Genomic DNA, 21,375 nt, shown 5'->3' on the forward strand with positions numbered 1-21,375 from the left:
ACATTTACACTATCAATATGATAATTCGTACGACGTTGTTCGTTTAATACAGAATAAATAGACTAAAGTGATCGAGAGTAAGCTTAACCAAAACGTAAAATAACCGATATGCTGCTCATATTGCGCTAATGTTGGATACATCGGCATTTGACCATAAACATAATCAATAATGTCGTTATGGAGTGTCCATATTGAAGCCACAACGAGATGGCGCCATTCTATTTTATAAAATGGAGCGTACAACAATGCTTGAATAGCCATAGCACCATGAGACACGATGAGCATTAACGCCATAAAAGAAACAGGCTGGCCATTAAAGAAAGTTAAAATGTTCATCACCACAGCCCACGTTCCATATTTAAAAAGCGTCACCATGGCTAGTGCTTCAATATATGAAAAGTGTCTTCCTATCAAAAAACCAGCCAATACAATAACAAAAAATAAAGACGCGGTCGGACTATCAGGAACAAATGCAAGAAATATTGGGGGCGTCACTTCGAATTGAAGACGATACCAATAATAACCATAAATCGTACCTAAAAAGTTAATGATGAATAATAACATTAAAAACGTACGATCTAATAATAAATATTTTAACATCATTTTCTACTCCTAAACGTGAAAAATAAAGAGCTGACTTAAGTAAGCCAGCTCTCAAGCTTTTATTATTCTGAACTTCCTTCGCCTTCGCCTTCACTTTGAGCACTTTTCGTATTCTCAACGATGAAAGATGCAAGTTGTTCGAGTTCTTCATCTGAACCATCGAACTGACCTGCTGGCATATCACCAATACCGTTTACAGCGATATCTTTAATCGCATCCTTTTGCATTTGTGTTTCAGCTAATGAAGGACCTAAACCTGCGTTACCCGTCATATTCTCACCGTGACAGCTCATACAGTTGTTAGAATAAGCTTCATAACCAGGATGCTCTTGGTCAACTTCGTGTTCCACAGCATTTGCTACGGAGTATGCGTCACGCTTATCCCAATCTACAGCTGCTACAGAAACGTATGTTAACCATACAGTTGCAATAACACCCATCAACATCATACCGTTAGCAATTGGACGCTCTGATGGACGACGTCCTGGTCCATTATCTAAGAACGGCGCTAGTAATAATGCACCGAATGCAAGACCTGGAATTCCGATTGTACCGATAACGACATAGTCTGCCGAAGCGAACTCAAATTTTAATAACTCATATAAGAATAAGAAGTACCAGTCTGGTAGCGGAATGTAAGACGAGTTCGTCGGATCAGCTTCTAATTCTAATGGCGCTGGTGCAACAGCTGTCATACATAGAAAGCCGATTAAGAAAACCGCCCCAACGAGCCATTCTTTTAATAAGAAGTTTGGCCAAAACGCTTCCGTACGACCTGGATATTCGGAATAATCTTTTGGAATCGTATTGCGATAGGATTTGTCTTGGACACGCGAGTCTCCGACAAATTTCATGCCTTTCCCTTTATGCACAGTGTTCCCTCCTTTTTTTACACGTTTAATCTTATAATGGTCCTGAAATTCCTTGGCGACGAATCATAATAAAGTGTGCAGCTAGTAAACCAAACAATGCTGCTGGTAAAAAGAAGACGTGAATCGCAAAGAATCTTGTCAGGGTCTGTGCACCTACAATATCAGGGTCACCAGCTAGTAATGTTTTAATATCTGAACCAATCACTGGGACACTTTGTGCAATCTCTAAACCAACTTGTGTCGCGAAGAATGCTTTGTTATCCCATGGTAGTAAGTAACCTGTGAAGCCTAAGCCAAACATTACAAAGAATAATAAAACACCAACGACCCAGTTCAATTCACGTGGTTTCTTATAAGCACCTTGGAAGAAAACGCGCAACGTATGTAAGAATATCATAACGATAACTACACTAGCGCCCCAGTGGTGCATACCACGTACAATTTGTCCGTGTGCAACTTGTGACTGTAGGTACTCAACCGAAGCCCAAGCATTTTCAATATCTGGTACATAATACATCGTTAGGAACATACCTGACAACACTTGAATAACCGTCACAAAGAATGTCAAACCACCAAAACAATAAACAAAAGCTGAAAAATGGTGGGCTGGGTTTACGTGTTCAGGTACTTCGTGGTCCGCGATATCGCGCCAAATAGGCGTAATATCGAGACGCTCATCAACCCAATCATATATCTTCTGAAGCATCTATTACGCCCCTCCTCTCGGTTCCGCTTTACCTAAGTAAAGTTTACCTTCTTCTACGCGATAATTGTATGCAGGTAATGGTGCTGTTGGTGGTGTGTTCGCAATGTTTACACCATTACTATCATAACGTCCGTTGTGACAAGGGCAGAAGAATTCATTGTCATGATCCCCGCCTTCCCAACTAACGACACAACCTAGGTGTGTACAAATCGGAGATAACGCTAAAATTTCATCATTATCATCACGATAAATCCAAGCCGTTTTCTCAACATCAGATTCATACCAACCATCTTGTTGCTCAATCGTAAATGATTTACGTTGTGGTGTCTTCGTGATTTCATCAACATCCATGACATAAATAAAGTCACTTGACCCTTCAGCTTGTAATAATGGATCTACAGCCATACCGACCATTGGCGCAACCATAGCTGCCCCCATAAAGCCACCAACACCTGTTAACGTGTAGTTTAAAAACTGTCTACGAGAGACTTGGTTGTTTTTCTTTTCACTCATGTCTTTCCCCCCTCTACTCATTCTGACTACGTTCAGGGTATTCTACATATTTATTAGGACAATATCATAATAGCGTATCCCGTGAATTCGGTCAATAAAAACCGTGTCTAGAATTGCAAAATGTCACAAATTCTTTACAAGATTGTCATAACTATGACTGCCATTGATCTTGAATTAACGTTTGTAACTCATTTGCTTGTGATTGTAATATTTGTTGTGTTTCGACTTGGTTTAAATCACCTTCTGTTGGTGCCGGCAACCAAATAAGTTCAGCATTTAAATGACGTTGTTGTTTACGCCATTTGTTATCAAACGTGAACAACAAGGTGTGTTGAAAAGGTTGTTGTTCGTGCATTTGATCAATCATATTATTGAGACGCTCAGTTTCACTCTCTAGTGTGTTTTGTTTTGGATAATGATATACAGGTAGGAGTAGAACACGTCCTTTATATTGTTTTTCAATTTGTGACATTAATATATACATGGCTTCTGATTGAAACGCATATTTTTTTAATGACTCATCATCGTCAAATGCAAATGGGACGAGTGCCATTACTGCCGTATCAATATACTCTTTAGCTTGTACATACTGATCTATATCGTTATAAATCCATTTCAACCTAGTCATCCCCTATTGATTCATTTAGTTGCTGACGATTCAATAGCCAACTGTAGTGATAAAAAGCTTCATCATTACCGGCATCTAATGATTCGTCTATTTTCTGCTTCAATTGTGAAATATATTGTTCATCGGTTACATGTTGTAACAAGGCATCGACTACCTGATAATCGTCATCATGCATATAATAGTCATCGGGCATATATGGGTTATCTATTAAAACGTCACTGTATTCGATTGATTGTCGAAATCCCGGAAAGTTTAATTCAACATATAATGGTTCTTGAAGATTCATTCGAATATCGTGAAATGCTTTTTCAACTTCAGATGTTACAACATGCTCTTTATAATATCGAAACGGACGTTTTTCATCAGGTTGGACAGAAATCACCATACTCCGTGGGCATAAATGGGCATCGAAAACAAAATGAATATGATTTAATAACTCTTCGCGTTTTAACATATAGTCAAACAGCCAAACCATTTCACGTTTCGGTAATTCATAATGGTCTAGAAACCAATTTAAAAACACCTGTTTCTTAACCGGTGACACATACATATTTTCACCTCATTTATTCTTGAATTCTCGAAACAAAATCCTTTATTTCTTCATCATGAGGAATAATCTTAAGGTATTGGTTAAATTGTTTAATAGCTAAATTTGTTTCGCCTTCTTCAATTAAAAACATACCGTATTCTTTTAAGAAGTCTGGATCATCTGGATAAACGAGTGCTGCTTGTTCGTACATTGACTTCGCTTGATCAAATTCTTCTAATTCATTATAAATTTGTGCCGCTTGCCAATTAAGGACAACAGGATACCCTTCATACGCCATTAATTGTTCAACTAAGTCTTTCGCTTTCAAATACTCATCTTGTTCAAAATAAATTTGAAGCAATAGCTCTGCACCATCTTCGTAAGCAGGATCAATGGCTAATGATTCCTGAAGATAATGAACGGCGTCTTCTGTTTTCTGCAATTTAACGGCATACTGTGCTGCTAATAAATATAACTCATTATTGTGTTCATCTTTTTGGATACCTTGTACCGTTGTATCATACGCTTCTTGTACAGCACCCTCTTCATACAACGCTTGGGCAAGCATTGGATAAACACTTGTATACTCTGGATCTACATCAATTAACTGTCGCCAAACTTTCGTACAAATATCGTAACGATCTAATTGATATGCCGTATAGCCATATTTGAATAATTGGTCAGGCGTCTCTAACTCGATTTGTTCATAATAATGTAAGGCATCTTCCCAATTACCAGTTGATGACAACGATTCAGCTAAACGTTCTTTCACGTTCACAACACTAATCTCGTCATCGTATTTTTCGACCTTCTCGTAAAACGGAATCGACTTTAGATACTCCCCGTTAGAAAAAGCGAGCTCACCTAAAGCTAAATCAATAATCGGTTCGTCTGGGTCAATTGATTTCGCTTCATTTAGTTTTTTCTCAGCTACTTCATAAAGGCCTTGCGATTGATATAAATCAGCTAATTGTACAAGGGCTGGAATATACGCTTCATCTTCTTCATCAATGTCTTCTAATAAATCAATCACACGATCGTCTTCCCCTAAATCTGTGTAAATCTCAGCTAATAACAATTTTACATAGTGATCATCTGGGTAAAGAACGAGCATGTCTTCGTAAACATCTTTAGCATCGTTCATAAGGCCCCAATCTTGTAATAATTGGGCAATGTCAAGGCGTTCAGCATCATCCGCTTCATTGACGTAATCTTTAAGTAATTGTACGGCTTCGCGTATTTTTCCTTCATTTTTTAACTCTAGTGCTTCACTAATCGTTTCCATTCTATTATTCACCTTTCTACTTCACTCGTTCTGAATCCTGCAAAATTTGACTTAAATCTGCAAAAAAACTTGGATAGGATATGTTTATACACTCAATATTATCAATTTCTATCGGGTTTTCGCTAACAAAAGATGCTATAACACCTAACATCGCTAAACGATGGTCGTTATATGTTGTGACAGCGCCACCTTTTATCCTCGCTTGTCCTTTTATTGTCATTGCATCTTCATATTTCTCAGCTTGGACACCTATCGAATGTAAGAGTTCGACCGTAGCATGAATTCGATCGGTTTCTTTATATTTTAATTCACCGATTCCTGATAGCGTCATATCACTATCACATTGCGTTGCGACTAATGCTAATAATGGCACTTCATCGATCAAGCTAGGAATTTCATCATCTTTTAATACTGTCGGTTTCAATGACGAAGATCGTGCTCGGACATGCCCAACTGGTTCATCACCTATCCAATAATCGACTGTCATTTGAATATCGGCCCCCATTCGTTGGAGGACATGAATAAAACCAATTCTCGTTTCATTAAGACTAACTTGTTGAATGGTTATATCACTTTGAGGCGTCATAACAGCCGCCGCAATCCAAAAAGCTGCTGACGATGGATCACCTGGTATCGTTAAGTCTGTCGGTTTTAACGTTTGTTGACCTGTGACGGAAACGGTTTGACCATTTGTTTCAATTTCTCCACCAAAGGCGCTGATCATATTCTCTGTATGATCACGTGTTTTTATCGGTTCTTGAACAATCGTCTTGCCTTTTGTACGTAAACCTGCTAACAAAATAGCCGACTTGACTTGAGCACTTGCTACAAGGAGTTCGTACTCAATAGGGGTTAAATCGCCACCACTCACTGTATAGGGTAACCGATCAGACACAGATTCAAACTCAAAGCCAGCTCCCATCAATGACAAGGGACCCGTTACTCGCTTCATCGGCCTATGTTGTAGTGAATCATCTCCTGTTAAACGAATCGATTGATTAAGAGAAGCTAATATACCAGATAACAATCGTGTCGTCGTACCTGAATTCCCAAGGTCTAACGTATTCGTAACGCTTTGCCAATGATCGATGCCTGAGCTCGTTATATAGGTTTTGTGACCATCAAATTGAATATCAACACCGAATGCCTGACACACATCGATCGTTCGTCTGCAATCTTCAGATTTAAGTAAGTTATAAATCGTACTTTTACCTTCTGCTAACGAGGCGAACAGGATCGCCCGATGACTCATCGATTTATCGCCTGGAACACTAAGCTCACCTTGAATTATCGACCCTTGATAATGATATGAATGATCCATAAACGTACTCCTTTTAAATTAGCGGTCTTAAATAAGTATAACGTCTTAACTCGTCTGTGAAATCATGCAAATGTTGAGCTATCTCGTTATCACTAAACTGTTTTGCATAAGGTATTCCGTGCTCATCTAACACAATGCAAGTGATTTGACCCGATTTATTTTTCTTATCATGCGCCATCGCATCAATCAATTGTTGAATTGGCCAATAGTGTAACGTTAAATGATAACCTAAGTCGGTTAACCAATTAAGAAAATCATCCGTTAAATAAGGATAGCGACGGTTGTGTATTCGATCTGATAGATACAAATCAAATAATAACCCGACCATAACCGCTTCACCATGTGTGACCTGCTGATCTGCAAAGACCGACTCAATCGCATGAGCTAACGTATGTCCTAAATTCAAATGTTGTCTAATCGATTGTTCATGTTCATCCGCCTCAACTATCGTTTGTTTAACAGCAATTGATTGACCGAGTATTATTTCTAAATCTTTTGTCGTTAGTTCATCAAATGATTGAACATGATATAATAATTGACTCAACATGTCTGGTTTTAAATAACGGTGTTTAATAATCTCTGCAAACCCCGAACGCCATTCTTGGTCATTTAACGTCATTAACGTCGAACAGTCATATAAAACGATATGTGGTGGATAGAAATGACCAACGAGATTTTTAATATCGTCGAGGTTAATCGCAACTTTCCCTCCGACACTACTGTCATGAGCCAATATGGTCGTTGGCATTTGCACAAAACCAATCCCTCGCATATATGATGCAGCGACATAACCGGCTAAATCGCCAACAACACCACCGCCTAAAGCAATAATAGCTGAATGACGATCAAAATGGTGACGATTTAAAAATGATAATATTGCTTCAAATTGAGCCATTGATTTAGACGATTCTCCAGCTGGTATAACATAATCGACGACAGTATATTCTGATTCGAGTTGTGATTTGACATCATGTAAGTATAACGGGGCGACATGTTCGTCTGTGATGATTGCAATCTTTTGAAAGTTAAATGGTTTAAGTCTGTTTAACGTATCATGCCGCAATTCATCTCCGAGAACAATATCATAAGGTCTTACGCTCTGCATGGTTATCTTATTCATCCAAATGTTCGCAACCTTTCACGATAATCATCAAAAGCGGTCTTTAATTGGTCCATATAGTCTGATGGGAATTGGTCAACAATGGCTGCGGCCACTTCCCATGCAACAACATGTTCCATGACTACAGATGCAGCTGGAACGGCACAGCTATCTGAGCGTTCAATACTAGCTTGAAACGGTTCTTTCGAATGAATATCAACACTTTCTAACGGTTTATAAAGCGTCGGAATGGGTTTCATAACACCTTTAACGACAATCGGCATCCCTGTCGTCATGCCCCCTTCAAAACCGCCGAGACGATTCGTTTTACGGTAGTAACCGCCGTCATCTTCGTACCCTATTTCATCATGGGTTTGGCTACCCCTCGTGTGGGCTGCTTCGAATCCAATACCAAATTCAACACCTTTAAATGCATTAATACTGACAACTGCCCCAGCAATTTGACTATCTAATTTACGGTCGTATTGTACGTAAGACCCTAAACCTGGAGGAACACCATCGACTGTTACCTCTACAACACCACCGATCGAATCACCATCTTGCTTCGCTTCGTCAATGACCCGCTTCATCGCTTCTTCTTGTTCGGGATCGATTGTTTTAACGTCTGATTGGCTTGCTCGTGCGATCTTTTCATCTATCGTTAAATCTAATTCTCGAGCTTCAACATCATAAATTTGTCTCACATAGCCAGCAACAGTAATCCCTAGCTCGGACAAAATCTTCTTAGCTACTGATCCCGCTGCTACTCTAGCAGCCGTTTCACGAGCAGATGACCGTTCTAGCACATTTCGTAAATCATGGTGGTTATATTTCATCCCACCATTTAAATCAGCATGTCCTGGTCTAGGTTTTGTCACTTGCCTTCTGATATGGGTATCAGGGTCTACTGGTTCTTCTCCCATGATATCTTCCCAATGTTTAAAATCGTCGTTTGTTAACGCGAGTGTAATCGGTGAGCCAAGGGTATAACCATGCCTAACGCCACTTAAAATAGAAATGAGGTCCTTTTCTATTTTCATTCGTCTACCACGTCCATATCCACCTTGACGACGTAACAAAGACGCATTCACATCTTCAGATAATAAAGGAAGATGGGCAGGCACACCTTCAATGATGGTCGTTAATTGTTTTCCGTGTGATTCACCTGCTGTTAAATATCGCAATGCGTAACACCTCTTTATGATTGTTTTTCGTAGAAGAACGTTTGAGCCACATGTAAATTAAATTGTTGTGGATCGAAAATTTGTTCCGTACTACCGACAAATAGGACACCACCTGGAACTAACGATTGAGAGAACCAATCATAGACCTGACTTTTAGCTTCTTCAGTAAAGTATATTAACACATTTCGGCAGACGATAAGGTCATATTTCGATTTATAACGATCCGCTAATAAATTGTGTTTACTAAACTGGACACAACGTTTAATATCGTCAGATAAGACATAGAAATCCCCTCGTTTTGTAAAGAATTTGTCTTTTTTATCTTTTGGCATTTCTTTCAACGAACGTTCAGGATACACAGCTTCTTGCGCTCTATTCAACGCTTGGTCATCGATATCAGTTGCATGAACAGTGATATCTTTTAACGGAAAGTAATCACTTAAAATCATGGCAATGGTGTATGGTTCTTCGCCAGTTGAGCAAGCGGCGCTCCACACTTTTAAACTTTTCTTTCCTTCCATTAATGACGGTAAAATCTTCGTTCGAAACGTTTCCCAACGATTAAAGTTACGATAAAACTCTGATACATTAATCGTCATACGGTCAAGAAACTCATAATAGAGTTGTTCTTCATTCATCATCGCTTTGAAATAGTCATTAAAACTAGCAAACCCACGTTTATCGCGTAATGTTGTTAACCGACGTTTCATCTGTTTTTCCTTATATAAAGCTAAATCAATTCCTGTTCGCTTTTTGATTTGATCGACAAAATCTATGTAATCATCTCGCATACACTTCTCTCCCTACTATTACTTTCAATACAACTATTATATAACATAGAGCCATCTAAATGCTATCGTTGTATAAGGAAACTCACAGTAAAAAAACCTTGCGCCAACGTTTAAGCACAAGGTTTCAAAATAAAATATTATAAAGATTTTAGTAAACCCATTTGTCCATATCTTTTGAATAATCGATTAGGCCGCCTTCTGGGAAGAACAGACCGATTTCGCGTGTAGCTGATTCAGGTGAGTCTGAACCGTGAATCACGTTTTTACCAACAGTCACACCGTAATCGCCACGGATTGTACCAATGTCAGATTCTGCAGGGTTTGTTGCACCCATCATTTTACGTGCTGTCGCAATCACATTTTCACCTTCCCATACCATCGCGAATACAGGACCTGATGTAATGAAATCAACTAGCTCGCCGAAAAACGGCTTGTCACTATGCTCACCATAATGCTCTTCTGCTAGACTTGTTGGAACTTGCATTAATTTCGCTGATACTAATTTAAAGCCTTTGTTCTCAAAACGAGACACAATTTCGCCAACGAGATTACGTTGAACGCCGTCTGGTTTAACCATAATAAAAGTTTGTTCCATGATTCGTCACCTCTTCGTAATATTATCTTTCAAACCGTTAAAAAGTTTAACAAAATTTATGACAAAATACAATTTAAAATTTACGTTTTCCTAAATATCCTGCAACTTTTTGTAGCGTACGCTTCGCCTTAATATTAGGAAGTCCATCTAATTGACGTAGCGCTTTTCGTAAATACGCTTGGCTGTATTGGAAAGCATCTTCAATCGCATCAGATTGTTTAATATTTGCAATGACATCCTCGCCAATTTCAGTTTGCTCAGGATTTTGGAAGAATGTTGATACTTGTTGGGCTACCGATTCGTCTTGACACGCCAAGATTGTCGGTAACGTTAAATTACCATTCAATAAATCGCTGCCGACAGGTTTTCCGAGTTCTTTTTCACTTGATGTGAAATCTAATATGTCATCAATAATTTGATAAGACATCCCTATGTAGTACCCGTATAATGTTAAACGCTCTATGGTGTCTTCATCACAATCAGCTGCAATGGCTCCTAATTTAGTACTAGTCGCAATCAGCAAAGCCGTCTTACGTTTAATACGTCGAAAATAATTGAACAAACTTTGATCAAAGACAAACTTATCACGAATTTGTTCTATTTCACCTATACATACTTGTCGAATCGTATCAGCTAATACTTGGTGAATCTTTGTTTCATGTTGACCTTGCACTAATTCAAGTGTTCTTGCAAACAAAAAATCCCCCGTATACATGGCCGTTAGATTATCCCAACGTGCATTTACCGTTTCATGGCCACGGCGGGTATCTGCTATATCGATTACATCATCATGCACAAGTGAAGCCATATGAATTAATTCCAATGCAACAGACACATTTTTCACTTGATTACTATCTGCATCGCCAAATTGGGATGATAATAAGACAAAAATGGGTCGAATACGTTTGCCACCAGCTTGTAATAAGTGGTGAGACGCAGCTTGTATCATCGAATGCTCATCATCTGTTATAGCTTTCATACGGTTTTCGATATCTGAAATATCATCATTCATATATTTAATCGCTGTCGCCAATTTCATGCCATTCACCTTTTTAACTTTACTTTCGACCTAAATGCATTGCTGCAGCCCCTAATGCATAGCTTTTCACGAATACACGCGAAAAACCCGCGTCATAAAACATTTGCTTTAATGTTGACTTGTCAGGAAACTGCTGTGTTGACTCGTTTAGCCACCTATATTCGTCGTAACTTTTCGCTACTAATTTACCTAGTAGAGGCATAATGAATTTGAAATAAAAAAAGTATGCTTGTTTAAAAACAGGTAATGTCGGTTGGGATGTTTCTAAACAGACGACTTGGCCACCAGGTTTGACGACACGTCGCATTTCTTTTAATACTTGCATATAATCTGGCACATTTCGTAAACCAAATCCGATTGTTACGTAATCGAATTGATTATCGTCGTAAGGCAAGTTCATCGCATCACCATGAACGAAGGAAATATTGGAGATGTCATGTGTCTGCTTTTTCTCTTCACCGACGGCTAACATGTTTTCGCTAAAATCTAACCCAATGACAGTCCCGTTTTCACCAACCGCTTGACTCATGGCTAAGGTCCAATCACCCGTACCGCAACAAACATCTAAACAATCCGCCCCTCGCTGGACATTCATCTGTTTCATAACGTGTTTCCGCCACGCTTTATGACGTTGAAACGATATAATCGAGTTCATCTTGTCATATTTTGTCGATATTGATTCAAAGACGTTGTGCACTTTTTCTGATTTTGTTTTCGGATCCATTCGTGTCGACTCCTAACCCTTTTCATTTTCAGCATGTGGTTGTCGTATATCTAAACGTTCTTGAATCAACGTCTTCATCTCGTCATTTGACCCCATCCAAAACAAAGGCAAATCATTTGATGATTGTAACAATAACTTCTGAACGACATGATGATCATAATCAAGGTTTAAATAACGTGTCGCCGCATAAATTAATTGAGAATAGACATACAAAACTTTCTCCAACCGTTCTGTAGGAGAAAGATGGTGATGGATTAATTCAATTTTGTGTTCATTAATTTGTTTTATGTAAGGTAAGAAAAAATACAGTGCATCTGTTTCATGATGATTCGATAATAATTGATAAAACAATGCACTATGATAATCTCCCATTAATACGTGCAATTGGTTATGCTTTAAACGAGTGGTTGATAGATCTTGTAAACCATCACGTTCAACGACATCATGCACATTTAGCGATAGCTGCATATTAACTAAAGCATCCGCTAAAATGTGATTTAATGGTTGGACGAGTTCGTATAAATGAGGAAGTAGTGCCGTGTTGAACATCGGCTCATACATTGATTCACGAATGTAATCATGCTTGTATTGATTTAAAAACGTTTGACGAAACGTTTCGAAGTTATAGTCACCGACCATTCATTATCACCTATGTTTCTTATATCGTTCAATAAGCCGTTTAACCGACTAATGACTATTTTAGCATTTATCATATGTTTTCGCTAACATATGACTTAAATAAACCGTCACATAAGAAAAAAGAGAGGTGAAAAACACCCCTCTTTCGCCCTATGTACAGCATTATTTAACAGCATCTTTAAGGGCTTTACCAGGTTTGAACGCTGGTACTTTACTTGCTGGAATATCGATTTCTTTTCCAGTTTGTGGGTTACGGCCTTTACGGGCAGAACGCTCACGTACTTCAAAGTTACCGAAACCAATTAATTGTACTTTCTCAGATTTCTTAAGAGAATCTGTAATTGATTCGAATACTGAATCAACAGCTTTTGAAGCATCTTTCTTAGAGAGATCAGCTTGCTCAGCTACTGCATTGACTAAGTCTGTCTTGTTCATTCGTCTCACCTCCTCTCAGAAGTATTTTGACTTATAACTTTAACTTGTCATCGTTTCAAAAACTAAACAAGTTAATCACAAAAGAAAGCAGTTTTAAAATCACTCATGTCTAACACCTAAACCGCTTTGAATTATTACGATTGTTTCCAACGTTAAATGATTTATACATCGAAAAACAATCGCAAACCGTTGCTGTCACCGTATGTAGCATATTTTTCTAATTGATGTAACTGCATAGTATCACATGCTAATGGCTGTTTCAACACGAAATTGCATCAAATCAGGGATTTTGTCGTGTTTTTAGGTAATTCGACTTATAAATTGCGTGCTATTTAGTTGAATTTTTCGTCGGTTTTGCCAATTCAGTCTCTCTTATCATCATGAACAACACAAAAAAGCCACGACCACAACAGTCGTGACTTTACCGTTATAATATGATTGCAATCATGCCACCATTTCCTTCATTAATAATGCGCTCTAACGTATCTTTTAGTTTGTAGCGCGCATTTTCAGGCATAAGGGTTAGTTTCGCATGGATACCTTCTCTTACAATAGAACTTAATGATCGTCCGAATATATCCGATTTCCAAATAGATAGCGGATCTTCCTCAAAATCTTGCATTAAATATCGAACTAGTTCTTCACTTTGTTTCTCGGTACCAATAATCGGAGCAAATTCTGATTCAACATCGACTTTAACCATATGAATGGAAGGCGCTACTGCTTTGAGCCGTACACCGAATCGAGAGCCTTGCCTAATAATTTCTGGCTCTTCTAATCGCATATCTTCTAGTGTAGGGTTTGCAATACCGTAACCCGTTTGTTTCACCATGGCTAATGCATCTGCAACTTGGTCATACTCTCGTTTTGCATCTGAGTAATCTTGTAGTAGTTCTAGCAAATGATCTTTGCCACGAATTTCAACACCGACGATTTCATTTAACACTTGATCATATAGCGTATCTGAAGCGTATAAATCAATTTCTGCGACACCTTCGCCCATTTCCATGCCGCCCATGCGAGCATCTGTAATAAACTCAAATTCGTGGAATTCATGAACGACACGATCGACATCACGCAGTCGTCGAATGTTTTGCACTGTCGAGTGTATCGCCTGTTGAAAGTCTTGACGTAACCAATGATCCTCTTTTAATGACATGACCCAACTCGGCAAATTAACATTAACCTCTAATACCGGGAATTCATATAAAGCTTCGCGCAAAATATTTTGGACATCATCTTCACTTAAATGTTCAACTGAAACAGGAATAACCGGAATATCATATTCATCTGCCAACGATTGTCGCAATAAGCTTGTTTCATGATCGTGTGGCCGACTCGAATTAAGAACCATAATAAATGGCTTACCGACGTCGTGTAGTTCATTGACGACTTGTTGTTCTGCTTCACGGTAGTCACTTCGTGGAATCTCACTAAACGATCCATCCGTCGTCACAACAACACCGATCGTCGAATGTTCTTGAATCACTTTTCTAGTTCCCATTTCAGCTGCATCATGAAACGGGATAGCTTCTTCATACCACGGTGTCTGGATCATTCTTGGACCATTTTCATCTTCAAAACCTTGCGCGCTAGGTACTGTATAACCAACACAGTCAACTAATCTTACTTGAGCTTCTAACCCTTCATCAACAGAGACAGCAACAGAGTTGTTAGGAATAAACTTTGGTTCTGTCGTCATGATCGTTCGACCAGCAGCACTTTGTGGTAACTCGTCTTGCGCACGTTGCCTTTCTTCTTCATCGCTTATATTCGGTAATACAACGGCGTCCATGAATCGTTTAATGAAAGTGGATTTCCCTGTCCTAACCGCTCCGACAACACCTAAATAAATATCACCGTTTGTCCGTTTCGATATGTCATGAAACACATTGACTTTTTCCATTTTTGATCCCTCCGACATAATCAATTGATCGACCTATGTTACGAGCCACTACTAAATTATGTCGTTGTCCGATTTAATTATGCCTAAAATCAAAAAAAAGATTCTATCACTTATGATAGAATCTTACGTTTCATTGTCGTCATTAGATGATGGGTTGCTTGGTTGTTGCAGTACAACATTTCCGTTTTCTAAATACATTTCAGGTGAATAAGCTGGCACAATTGGATAGTGCTCCAACAGTAAATAACGCAAATCTCCTTCATATTCATCAATATTTTCTTCTTCTAAAAGACGGTATACATCTGGGCGATAGTCAACCAAAACGTCTGCTTGAGTCGTCATGACAACATCTAATTGTTGATTCGAGTAAGGACTATTAACTGTTAAACCGTCGACCGTATCGACATGTTCTTCATTAATAGTAAACACTCCATCACCAATTGTTTCGCCGTATGGTGGGTGGCCATTCTCATTACGGTAAGTATGAATCTCATAATTGACTGACCTTAATGTTTGAGTAACCCTAGCATCTGCTACTTTAACTTCTGCTGATTCCTCAGGGTCAACGATAACATACGAATAATACCCACCTTCTTGAAATGAATTGCTCGGAACTTCACCGATTATGTTTTGCTCCATCAACGGTGTGAAATCTATCGGGTATTTAATAAATAATGGTGTATCTTGATCGCGCGTTTCAATCGGTAACAAACCATTTTCTTGTTCACGATAACTATCAACAGCTTGTTGAACTCGATCCAATTGTTCGTCATTGGACACTTGATTATCTCGACGTTGTTCTTGTGGATATAAACATGCTGACAATAACGACAACGCTAAAATTATCACGGAAAGTTTTCGTACCATTAAGTCATTCTCCTTTATTCCGGTGTCGGACCACTAAATACGATATAAATGATGATAAAACCACCGACTATCATACACAAATAAGCAATAACAGCAACAATACCACTTATGACACCAGACAATTTATGTCTTGCCAGTAATATAAGCCCTGTCGCGACAAATAACAAAATCATACCAAAGAATGATATGTACATTCTCATTAACGGTTCAGACATAACGTAACCACCTTTAATTCAACTTTATTCATAGCTTGTCTTAACAAACTTAAAAGAGGTGTTGGGGCAGACACCTCTTTTAACTGACTTATTCCTCACATGTAGCTCACTTTGACGATTACATATCATCATATGAATTTTATCATAATTGTTCAACGTTCAATTGCCTAATATTCAACTATTTTTTGAATATTTGTTGTAGCGTTGATGCATCAATCGATTGATTTTGATGAATAATCGTATCCACAATCTTATCTTCACGTTGAGGGCTTAACGGTTTCCCAGCTAATTTGGACAATTGTCGCACAAGCCGTCTTACCGTTCGTTCATCAGAGAAATCAGCATGTTGTACAGCGTTTGCGACTTGTAAAATATCGTCTGATGAAATGTTAGCTGTTTGCTTTAAATGATCGAAAATGGTTTGTTGGAAATCGCGGTTCATAATTAACCTCCTTCAGATAACATTCAACATAGTATATGCAAATCTGAAGAAGGTGTTCGGATGCTATATTAAGTTAAATGCTCAATTTCATCCGTTTTACCACGATTCATTAAGTCATCTACGACTCGTTTTGGATCTTTTTCGTGCACAATTAATTCATACAAACCTGACGTAATCGGCATATCAACATGATACTTTTGGGCCATTTGATAAACGGCTTCAGTCGTTCGTACACCTTCAACAACCATGCCCATTTGTTCTAGCACATCATCAAGGTCATACCCTTTTCCTAACATATTACCTGCACGCCAATTACGACTATGTTGGCTTGTACATGTGACGATTAAATCACCGACACCTGTTAACCCAGCAAATGTTAACGGGTTCGCATTTAATGTTTTACCGAGCTTCGCCATCTCAGCTAATCCTCTCGTAATTAAAGCTGCTTTGGCATTATCGCCATACCCGAGACCATCTGATATGCCTGCACCTAACGCAATAATGTTTTTTAATGCGCCCCCTATTTCAACCCCTATTAAATCTTGATTAGTATAGACGCGAAATTTATCGTTCATAAATAAATCTTGTGCCGCGATCGTGCATTCTTGATTAAGTGACGATACCGTAACAGTTGTCGGTTGTCTCATACCAACTTCTTCAGCATGACTAGGACCTGATAGGACGACAATATTCCCGCCTATGTCCTCACCTAACTCTTCTGTCATCATTTCTGAAATCCGTTTATTACTAGATGGCTCTATTCCTTTTGATGCATGAATAATCAGTTGGTCTTGACGTAATAACGACTTCATTTGTTGACAAACAGAGCGAATGGCTTTAGTTGGTACGACAACTAAAACAGCATCACTATTATGAACGGCCTCATCTAAGGATGAGGTCGGTACAATATTTTCTGACAATGTAACACCAAGTAAATATTGTTTATTTTCGTTATGCTGTGTTATTTGTTCAGCTAATTCTACACGGTGGGACCAAAGAGATACATCATGACCATTATCTGCTAGAACTAAAGCTAAAGCTGTTCCCCAACTACCAGCACCTAATACGGCTACTTTACTACCCATATTCACACCTCTTTTATGAACGTTGTCGCGCTCGAATTTTAATTGGTGTTCCTTCAAACCCAAACGCTTCACGAATGCGGTTTTCTAAAAACCGTTCGTACGTAAAGTGCATCAAACTTGGATCATTGACAAAGACAACAAATGTTGGCGGTTTAGTCGCAACCTGAGTTGTATATAGGATCTTCATCTTTTGACCTTTAATTGAAGGGGTTGGATTCATCGCTAACGCGTCTTCAACGACTTCGTTTAACACATTCGTTTTAACACGTTTCGCGTGATTTTCACTCGCTTCAATGACTTTTGGCATTAATGTGTGAATGCGTTTCGTTGTTTTAGCTGACAAAAAGACAACAGGAGCATAGGATAAAAATTGAAATTGTTGCCTGATGTCATCTTCAAACTTCTTCATTCGATCTTGTTTCGAATCAACCGTATCCCATTTGTTAACGACAATCACGATGGCTTTCCCCGATTCATGTGCGTAGCCGGCAATTTTTTTGTCTTGTTCAATAATACCTTCTTCAGCATCAATAACAACTAATACGACATCAGAACGTTCAATCGCCTTTAAGGCACGAAGTACACTGTATTTCTCTGTATTTTCATAAACTTTACCGCGTTTTCGCATTCCAGCTGTATCAATAATTTTAAAGTCACGTTCGTCACGATTAAAATCAGTATCGATAGCATCTTTTGTTGTTCCGGCAAGATCACTGACAATGACGCGCCCTTCACCTAATATGGCATTCACAAGCGATGACTTCCCTACATTTGGACGACCAATTAAAGAGAAATGAATACGATCATCATCATCTTCTGTCGATAAATCTGTTGGGAAGTACTTCACGGTTTCATCTAAAACATCACCTAAACCTAAACCATGAGTTCCTGAAATCGGAAATGGTTGTCCTAAACCTAGAGCATAGTACTCATATAAGAGATCTTGCATCTCGTAATTGTCAATTTTATTAACCGCTAAAACCACGGGCTTGTTCGATTTGTATAATAACTGAGCCACTTCTTCGTCAGCGGCTGTGATCCCTTCACGACCATTAACGAGAAAAATAATAACATCAGCTTCTTGTATGGCTATTTCGGCTTGTTCACGAATTTGGACGATTAATGGTTCATCACTTAAATCAATCCCACCCGTATCAATAAGATTAAAATGATGGTTTAACCATTCTGCTTCTGAATAAATTCGATCACGTGTTACACCAGGTACATCTTCTACAATTGAAATTCGTTCACCGACTAATCGATTAAAGATTGTTGATTTCCCAACATTTGGTCTACCAACAATCGCGACAACGGATTTTCTCATAATTACTCATCCTCTTTCATAACTCACTAATAAAGACAACCGACTTCAGATGAAAAAGAGTGGCATTACGCCACCCTTAATTATTTATTAAAGTCTTTTAATTGATCACCAATTAAATCCCCTAATTGGAAACCTTCGTCATCGTCTTCTTTTTGATATTTTGCAACATCTGCATCTTCTTCTACTTCTTGTGCTTCTTTAATACTTAACGAAACACGTTGATTCGTTTCATTCACATCTAGTACTTTCGCGTGAACCGTTTGTCCAATATCGAGCACTTCTTGTGGTGAACCAATGTGTTCTCGAGCAATTTCAGAAATGTGAACAAGTCCTTCAACTTGCGGCAACACTTCGATAAAAGCACCGAAGTTAACAAGTCGCTTAACTGTGCCCTCAACAATTTGACCAGGTTTAAGCTTAAGCTCAATACCTTCCCAAGGTCCAGGTTGCAATTCTTTAATAGATAAGCCAATTCGTTCTGTATCACGATCGACTGTTAACACTTTGACCGTTACTTTTTGACCAACTTCAACCGCATCTTCTACTTGATCAACATGGTCATGAGACAGTTGTGAAATGTGGATTAGACCATCTACACCGCCTAAATCAACAAATGCACCAAATGACGCCACACGTTGCACAACACCTTCTAATGTGTCGCCTACTTCAATATTTTGAAGAATTTGTTGCTTTTTCTGCTTCTTTTCAGACTCAGCAACGGCACGATGAGATAAAATCACACGATTACGTTCTTCATTCACTTCAATGACTTTAACTTCTAACGTTTTGCCTTGGTATGACGATAGATCATCAACATAAAACGTTTCAATATGAGACGCAGGAATGAAGCCGCGTACGCCTACATCGACGATAAGACCTGATTCTACGACATCTGATACAATCGCTTCGATAATTTCTTCTTGTTCATATTGTTGTACCAACTTCTCCCACGCGAGTTGTTGATCTTTCGCTTTTTTAGAAACAACGATCGCATCGTCTTCTACTTTTGTCACAACAGCTTCAAATGTATCGCCTTCTGATAAGACTTCGTTTGTATGTTCAACATGGAGATGGGACAGCTCGGAAATAGGAACAATTCCATCATATTTAGCACCGATATTGACGACGACTTGCTTTTCTTCAAGCTTCACAACTGTCGCCTTTACTTCATCACCAACTTGGACTACCTCTTCTGTTACATTTTCTTGATTTTCAGTCATTATGATTCCTCCTTCTTCCTCAAAAAAACACTATGCATTATGTAATAATAACACATTTATCATAACATTATTTTTTATTTTCTTCTAATAATATTTGTATATTCGCCATAATTTCATCGGTCACATCTTGTGCTCTAGGGTTATCTGCTTCAAGTGATTTAAACTCAATTGGCTTACCGTAAACAACATGCAACGGTTTAAAGCGTTCATAGTCTCCGATAATAGCACACGGAATAACAGTTGCATTCGAGCGCATCGCAAAGAAACCTGCTCCCGCTAAGCCTTTCTGCAAATGACCGTCTTTACTACGAGTTCCTTCAGGAAATAAACCTAACGTTCCACCATTTTCGAGCAACTCTAACCCTTGCCTTAAAGCGTTTCGATCTCGCATCCCTCGTTTAACAGGAAATGCATTGATTCGAGGCAACAAAAATCCTAGCACTTTCTTTTCGAACAATTCTTCTTTCGCCATAAAATGAATCACTCGTGGTGATGTGATCCCAACAACAGGCGGGTCAAAATTTGAAATATGATTAGAACAAATAATCACAGGACCTTGTTTTGGGATATTTTCTTTCCCGTGAATTTTAATACGATATAAAAACTTAAAGATAAACCAAACAAGATACTTAGCAAACGTATATAACATGGCTTAAACTCCTTTAGTTTCGTTAACATCTCGAATTAAATCTAATATTTTATGCGTTACATCCGCAATCGATAATGATGTTGTATCGATTTCAACAGCGTCATCAGCTTTAATGAGAGGAGCCATTTCACGTTCCGAATCAATCTGATCACGGCGTTTAATATCTTGTTTTAACTGCTCTAAGTCAGATTCAATGCCTTTCTCTTGATTTTCTTTATGACGTCTCTCAGCTCGTTCTTCAACAGACGCGATTAAAAACACTTTCAAATCGGCTTTCGGTAAAACATATGTCCCAATATCTCGTCCATCCATCACGACATTTGATTCTTCAGCAAGTTCGCGTTGCATCGCCACTAAATGCTGCCTGACGAGTGGATGTTTAGCCACATCTGATACATGATTGGTGACATCAGTTTCACGAATCGCATGCGACACATCATCACCGTTTAAAAGAACATCTTGGCCTTCTTCACGATAACGAAACGAAATGGTCACATCGTTTGCTAGTTGTGCTAATGCTTGCTCGTCTTGAACATTAACATTTTGGCGTCTAGCTGCGAGGGTCAATGCACGATACATCGCCCCTGTATCAATATAGACATAACTTAATTGTTTAGCAATATTTTTTGCTACAGTACTCTTACCTGCAGCTGCTGGTCCATCAATTGCAACTTTCATGATCGTTCCTCCTAATAATCCTTGTA

General features: G+C 38.6%; 25 protein-coding genes. All 25 read right to left on the bottom strand.

Annotated elements, in window-relative coordinates; all coding sequences use genetic code 11:
- Window positions 1-12 precede the first annotated feature (12 nt).
- The 25 genes from lhaT to cmk all read right to left on the bottom strand — a co-directional run bounded on the left by lhaT (window position 13) and on the right by cmk (window position 21,349).
- The gene (lhaT, locus tag ABID56_RS02030; RefSeq protein ID WP_354218836.1) at window positions 13-600 is read right to left on the bottom strand and encodes a lipoprotein heptaprenylglyceryl N-acetyltransferase LhaT; all 588 of its coding nucleotides are present in this window, start codon (window positions 598-600) and stop codon (window positions 13-15) included.
- Between the two features lie 65 nt (window positions 601-665).
- Window positions 666-1,475, bottom strand: coding sequence for a menaquinol-cytochrome c reductase cytochrome b/c subunit (locus ABID56_RS02035; RefSeq protein ID WP_354218837.1), 810 nt, complete (start codon window positions 1,473-1,475; stop codon window positions 666-668).
- A gap of 31 nt (window positions 1,476-1,506) precedes the next feature.
- Window positions 1,507-2,181, bottom strand: coding sequence for a menaquinol-cytochrome c reductase cytochrome b subunit (gene qcrB, locus ABID56_RS02040; RefSeq protein WP_354218838.1), 675 nt, complete (start codon window positions 2,179-2,181; stop codon window positions 1,507-1,509).
- 3 nt (window positions 2,182-2,184) lie between these two features.
- Entirely contained in the window at window positions 2,185-2,694 is a 510-nt protein-coding gene (locus tag ABID56_RS02045; RefSeq protein WP_354218840.1) for a Rieske (2Fe-2S) protein, read from the bottom strand.
- A 151-nt stretch (window positions 2,695-2,845) separates the two neighbouring features.
- Entirely contained in the window at window positions 2,846-3,313 is a 468-nt protein-coding gene (locus ABID56_RS02050; RefSeq protein ID WP_354218841.1) for a DUF2487 family protein, read from the bottom strand.
- 1 nt (window position 3,314) lies between these two features.
- Window positions 3,315-3,872, bottom strand: coding sequence for a YpiB family protein (locus ABID56_RS02055; protein ID WP_354218843.1), 558 nt, complete (start codon window positions 3,870-3,872; stop codon window positions 3,315-3,317).
- Window positions 3,873-3,885: 13 nt separating this feature from the next.
- On the bottom strand, window positions 3,886-5,136 hold the full coding sequence (locus tag ABID56_RS02060; RefSeq protein ID WP_354218845.1) for a tetratricopeptide repeat protein: 1,251 nt from the start codon (window positions 5,134-5,136) through the stop codon (window positions 3,886-3,888).
- Between the two features lie 16 nt (window positions 5,137-5,152).
- Entirely contained in the window at window positions 5,153-6,457 is a 1,305-nt protein-coding gene (gene aroA / locus ABID56_RS02065) for a 3-phosphoshikimate 1-carboxyvinyltransferase (protein ID WP_354218847.1), read from the bottom strand.
- Between the two features lie 13 nt (window positions 6,458-6,470).
- Entirely contained in the window at window positions 6,471-7,577 is a 1,107-nt protein-coding gene (aroB, locus tag ABID56_RS02070) for a 3-dehydroquinate synthase (RefSeq protein WP_354218849.1), read from the bottom strand.
- Window positions 7,574-8,740, bottom strand: a complete 1,167-nt coding sequence (gene aroC, locus ABID56_RS02075) for a chorismate synthase (protein ID WP_354218851.1) — start codon at window positions 8,738-8,740, stop codon at window positions 7,574-7,576. The genes aroB and aroC overlap by 4 nt, the downstream gene beginning before the upstream one ends.
- A gap of 14 nt (window positions 8,741-8,754) precedes the next feature.
- The gene (locus ABID56_RS02080) at window positions 8,755-9,531 is read right to left on the bottom strand and encodes a CheR family methyltransferase (RefSeq protein ID WP_354218853.1); all 777 of its coding nucleotides are present in this window, start codon (window positions 9,529-9,531) and stop codon (window positions 8,755-8,757) included.
- A 148-nt stretch (window positions 9,532-9,679) separates the two neighbouring features.
- Window positions 9,680-10,126: a nucleoside-diphosphate kinase gene (gene ndk / locus ABID56_RS02085; RefSeq protein WP_354218855.1), complete on the bottom strand. Its 447-nt coding sequence runs from the start codon at window positions 10,124-10,126 to the stop codon at window positions 9,680-9,682.
- A gap of 73 nt (window positions 10,127-10,199) precedes the next feature.
- Window positions 10,200-11,165 (bottom strand): polyprenyl synthetase family protein, encoded by a 966-nt coding sequence (locus tag ABID56_RS02090; protein ID WP_354218856.1) that lies wholly within the window; start codon window positions 11,163-11,165, stop codon window positions 10,200-10,202.
- A gap of 19 nt (window positions 11,166-11,184) precedes the next feature.
- The gene (locus ABID56_RS02095) at window positions 11,185-11,889 is read right to left on the bottom strand and encodes a demethylmenaquinone methyltransferase (protein WP_354218858.1); all 705 of its coding nucleotides are present in this window, start codon (window positions 11,887-11,889) and stop codon (window positions 11,185-11,187) included.
- A 12-nt stretch (window positions 11,890-11,901) separates the two neighbouring features.
- Window positions 11,902-12,528 carry a heptaprenyl diphosphate synthase component 1 gene (locus ABID56_RS02100; RefSeq protein ID WP_354218860.1) on the bottom strand — a complete coding sequence of 209 codons (627 nt, stop codon included), beginning with the start codon at window positions 12,526-12,528 and terminating at the stop codon, window positions 11,902-11,904.
- A gap of 162 nt (window positions 12,529-12,690) precedes the next feature.
- Window positions 12,691-12,963: an HU family DNA-binding protein gene (locus tag ABID56_RS02105; RefSeq protein ID WP_354218861.1), complete on the bottom strand. Its 273-nt coding sequence runs from the start codon at window positions 12,961-12,963 to the stop codon at window positions 12,691-12,693.
- A gap of 427 nt (window positions 12,964-13,390) precedes the next feature.
- A complete protein-coding gene (spoIVA, locus tag ABID56_RS02110; protein ID WP_354218862.1) occupies window positions 13,391-14,869 on the bottom strand; it encodes a stage IV sporulation protein A in 1,479 nt (492 codons plus the stop codon).
- A gap of 123 nt (window positions 14,870-14,992) precedes the next feature.
- The gene (locus tag ABID56_RS02115; RefSeq protein WP_354218863.1) at window positions 14,993-15,736 is read right to left on the bottom strand and encodes a YphF family lipoprotein; all 744 of its coding nucleotides are present in this window, start codon (window positions 15,734-15,736) and stop codon (window positions 14,993-14,995) included.
- 14 nt (window positions 15,737-15,750) lie between these two features.
- Window positions 15,751-15,951, bottom strand: a complete 201-nt coding sequence (locus ABID56_RS02120; RefSeq protein WP_354218864.1) for a DUF2768 domain-containing protein — start codon at window positions 15,949-15,951, stop codon at window positions 15,751-15,753.
- A 178-nt stretch (window positions 15,952-16,129) separates the two neighbouring features.
- Window positions 16,130-16,393 carry a stage VI sporulation protein F gene (locus tag ABID56_RS02125; protein ID WP_354218865.1) on the bottom strand — a complete coding sequence of 88 codons (264 nt, stop codon included), beginning with the start codon at window positions 16,391-16,393 and terminating at the stop codon, window positions 16,130-16,132.
- Window positions 16,394-16,461: 68 nt separating this feature from the next.
- Window positions 16,462-17,478 carry an NAD(P)H-dependent glycerol-3-phosphate dehydrogenase gene (locus tag ABID56_RS02130; protein WP_354218866.1) on the bottom strand — a complete coding sequence of 339 codons (1,017 nt, stop codon included), beginning with the start codon at window positions 17,476-17,478 and terminating at the stop codon, window positions 16,462-16,464.
- Between the two features lie 13 nt (window positions 17,479-17,491).
- Entirely contained in the window at window positions 17,492-18,802 is a 1,311-nt protein-coding gene (gene der, locus ABID56_RS02135) for a ribosome biogenesis GTPase Der (protein WP_354218867.1), read from the bottom strand.
- 80 nt (window positions 18,803-18,882) lie between these two features.
- Window positions 18,883-20,022 carry a 30S ribosomal protein S1 gene (gene rpsA / locus ABID56_RS02140; RefSeq protein WP_354218868.1) on the bottom strand — a complete coding sequence of 380 codons (1,140 nt, stop codon included), beginning with the start codon at window positions 20,020-20,022 and terminating at the stop codon, window positions 18,883-18,885.
- Between the two features lie 67 nt (window positions 20,023-20,089).
- Complete coding sequence (locus tag ABID56_RS02145; RefSeq protein WP_354218869.1) at window positions 20,090-20,671, bottom strand: lysophospholipid acyltransferase family protein; 582 nt, start codon at window positions 20,669-20,671, stop codon at window positions 20,090-20,092.
- A 3-nt stretch (window positions 20,672-20,674) separates the two neighbouring features.
- On the bottom strand, window positions 20,675-21,349 hold the full coding sequence (gene cmk, locus ABID56_RS02150) for a (d)CMP kinase (protein ID WP_354218871.1): 675 nt from the start codon (window positions 21,347-21,349) through the stop codon (window positions 20,675-20,677).
- Window positions 21,350-21,375: the final 26 nt, after the last annotated feature.

The organism is Alkalibacillus flavidus, assembly GCF_040545925.1.
GTDB classification, from domain to species: domain Bacteria; phylum Bacillota; class Bacilli; order Bacillales; family Alkalibacillaceae; genus Alkalibacillus; species Alkalibacillus flavidus.